Source organism: Pseudonocardia adelaidensis (assembly GCF_039543345.1).
GTDB lineage: Bacteria > Actinomycetota > Actinomycetes > Mycobacteriales > Pseudonocardiaceae > Pseudonocardia > Pseudonocardia adelaidensis.
Genome location: NZ_BAABJO010000074.1, coordinates 1 through 3,217 on the forward strand (window position 1 = coordinate 1; position 3,217 = coordinate 3,217).

The following is a 3,217-nucleotide window of genomic DNA, read 5'->3' on the forward strand; positions in this document are numbered from 1 at the left end:
ACGCGCTCTCAGTCACGGCCTCACGGGCCCACCCGGCGACGGTGACGAACCAGCCAATAGTCACCGGCGCGGTGTTTCCGTGCCCGCGGACCTACTGATTTGCGATCAGGGTCGCGCTGGAGCGGCGCAGGCTGGCTGGCATCGCCGCAGAGCAGAACCTTGTCCACTACCCCGGTCTGCGCGACGGTCTTCAGGTACTCGTGCACGACCAGCCACCGGTAGGGGGAGCAATCATGAGCCGCAACATCACCCTCGAGCAGGCCGAGAACATCATCGAGGCCTGCAAAGCCGAGGCCCGCGTTGTCGGACAACCCATGAACATCGCCGTGGTCGACGACGGCGGCAACCTCGTCGCTTTCGTGGCGATGGACGACACCAAGCTCATCGGTGCGGACATCGCGCAGAAGAAGGCGCTCACCGCTGTCTACTTCCAGATGGACAGCCGCGATCTCGCCCCGCTCGTGCAGCCCGGAGCGGCCCTCTACGGGATCGAGTCCACCACCGGCGGCCGGCTGGTCGTCTTCGCTGGCGGCGTGCTGCTGCGCACGCCCGACGGCATGGTGGCCGGGGGTGTGGGGGTCAGCGCCGGCACCGTGGACGAGGACCACCAGGTGGCGGAGGCCGGCCGGCAGGCATTCACCGGCTGAATTGGACAACAACTCCAGCCCGAGCGGCCCGACCGCTGCCGGCTCGCGTCGATGATCCACCCCCACGCGGCACATCGCACGACGAAGTTGCGCCCGAGATGTGGCCGCAGCCACCACTCGCGCCCCCATCCGCCGGCAGCGATGACCCCCCTGGCGATCACCCACCCACTCGAGCGCATCGCACACGTCGTCCGCGGCGTGCACCGCGCCGCCGGAATCGACGCCGTCGCTCGGCAGCGTCCGGTACGGCCCCGGCCAGCTCGTCAGGATCCGGTTGTTGAACGAGGCCGATTGCCCGGAGAGAGTGGGTGGAGCTGCGGGGATTCGAACCTCTGACGGTTGCGTCATTTCGTGGCCTCGCTGCCTTGCATTTCCGCAGGCGAGATCGAACCGGAACCTTTCAGGGCAGGGCCTTAATCCTTTTCCGGAACTACGAAGATATCTCCATTCGCCACGACCAGATCGGCCGCGACGGTGTCCGGGTAGCCGCCGATCCGGGAGTCCTCGCCGTACACTGGGTGGTCTGCCCCGGGTTTGAAGTAGCAGCGCTGTCCGAGCTTCGTCCCGGGCGCGACCCGGGCCGTCTCCGGGATGCCGTCCTCGCACCGCAACTTGGCCGCGTGTGCCGAATACTCCCGCCACACCGCGGCGAGCACCCCGGCGCGGGTCATCACGAGAGAGTCGGTCGTGGCCTCCCACTCCGCCCAACCACTGCCCGACGTGGTCACGAGGTAGGTCACCCTCTCACCGTCGTAGTCCACCGTGCACGTGAACCGGGGAGTCGGCCGCTCGACATCGCACTCGCTCCGCACCGGCTTCACAACGCCTGCGCTGCGCAACACGCGCGTCTCCAACACCTTCCGCAAACCGTCGACACCACCGAACACGTACTGCTCCGACTCCCGCTCCGGCGGTGCAGGGCCGGTCGGTCGGACAACAGGGATGCCGGAGTGGTCCGCGTACTCGTCACTGCACGCAGGGAGAGCAGCGAGAACGAGGACGACGAGAACAGCGAGTGGACGGATCAAAGAGAGCTCGGTCCTTCTGACCTTCGACACGATGATCTTGGCAACGGTAGGCGGAGTCCGATTTCAACGGAGCCGATGCGCACCGATCCGGCGCGCAGTGTCAAGAAGATCGGCACCGCCGGAGAAGCCCCGCCGATCGGCACCGTCCGGATCACAACCCCCAGATCCTCGACTTCTCAGGCCTCGACCTCATCGCCTCGGCGGTGTGCCCACAGCTCACCCGACCCGCGCCGCTCTTTCTCCAGCGCACCCGCCACTGGCGGCCAGGGCCGGCGGGGTGGTCGACGTGAAGCCCTGCCGGCCGCCGGCTTCGATGCCGCGCGGATGGTGTCAACGTCGATGACACGGTGCGTTGTCCGGATGCGCAGAACGGAGGGCAGCGGTCTGTGGGTCGGTGTTACGTCTTTGCAGTCGCGCGCGGTCACCGCGGTGGTCGCCGCGTCGTGCTCCGACATGGTTCCTCCGGTTCTTGGACGTCACGACCTCGGCCAGCACGTAGCGCGCTTGCGGTCACGCCGCGCCTGCCAGGATCAAGCCGGATGGACGTCCCCCTTAACGACGTGCACGAAGACACCGCTCATTGCCGCGTGGCCGTCCGGTCGCCGTTCTTGTCCTGATGCCGGGTCCATGGCCACGTCAGCAGCGCCCATGCGACGAGCCCGATGGCGAGCGCCACCCCCAGGTACCAGGGCCATTCCCCCATGATATCCAGGAGCGAGGGATTGTCGGGTTTGCCGTTCAGGAACATGTAGTTGGTGCCGGCCGCCGCGTTGAAGCTCAGTACCAGAAGCCCCCATCCGACGGTGACCGCCGCGGCGAAGGCGAAGCTGCCCCAGTTCGGGCGCATCCCGACCCACCAAGTCAGGTAGACCACTGCCCACACCACCAGCACGTACCGACCCCAGAAACTGATGAAGTCGAAGCTGGGGAAATCAGGCCCGGTCAAGGTCGGTGTGATGATTGCCTGGGGAACCAGAGTGAGCCCCCAGTAGTACGTCAGTGCGAATGCCCATTGCCGCCTGAACCACAACCCGTATGCGGCCGTCATCCATGTGAGATCAGAGATGTGGAACGGAAGTGAATGCTGGATGTCGAACCTCGCCGGGGACAGGTCGTAGATCAGGATCGGAACGTGGACGATGACCAGCACCACGGCGAGAATCCGCCCGACCACCAATGCGGTCCGCGTGCCGCCGTACCTGTGTCCGAGCCAAGCGAGCACTACCGCAACTGCGGTCAAGAGAATCAAGACCGCCCAATGCGACGGGCCGTACGCCACAAACGAGCGCTGATCCACCAGCGGGTCCACCGCACCACGGTAGGCCCGGCTGCGCGCGCATACCGAGCTTGCGTTCGACGGAGACCCATTGGAGCCTCCGCACGCGACCAGATGTCCGATGCCCATCGACGAGCGCGGTGTGGGCTGCCTTGCGGCCTGGCCGCTGGCAGCTCGCCTGACGTTGGGTCTTCGTCGGGCGACCCCCTGGCCAGGCGACTCCCGCCGTCGTGGGTCACGTCCCCGGTGGTGGTGTAAGAGCGTGC

At 66.7% G+C, this 3,217-nt stretch carries 3 protein-coding genes; 1 reads left to right on the forward strand and 2 read right to left on the reverse strand.

The window, feature by feature from the left end; genetic code table 11:
• The first annotated feature begins 233 nt into the window (after positions 1-233).
• Entirely contained in the window at positions 234-647 is a 414-nt protein-coding gene (locus tag ABEA81_RS42195) for a GlcG/HbpS family heme-binding protein (protein WP_345613667.1), read from the forward strand.
• A gap of 413 nt (positions 648-1,060) precedes the next feature.
• Here ABEA81_RS42195 and ABEA81_RS42200 read toward each other — a convergent pair whose 3' ends face one another.
• Together ABEA81_RS42200 and ABEA81_RS42205 are read right to left on the reverse strand one after the other, a co-directional pair.
• Entirely contained in the window at positions 1,061-1,705 is a 645-nt protein-coding gene (locus ABEA81_RS42200) for a hypothetical protein (RefSeq protein WP_345613669.1), read from the reverse strand.
• A 547-nt stretch (positions 1,706-2,252) separates the two neighbouring features.
• The gene (locus tag ABEA81_RS42205; RefSeq protein ID WP_345613671.1) at positions 2,253-2,984 is read right to left on the reverse strand and encodes a YwaF family protein; all 732 of its coding nucleotides are present in this window, start codon (positions 2,982-2,984) and stop codon (positions 2,253-2,255) included.
• Positions 2,985-3,217 lie beyond the last annotated feature (233 nt).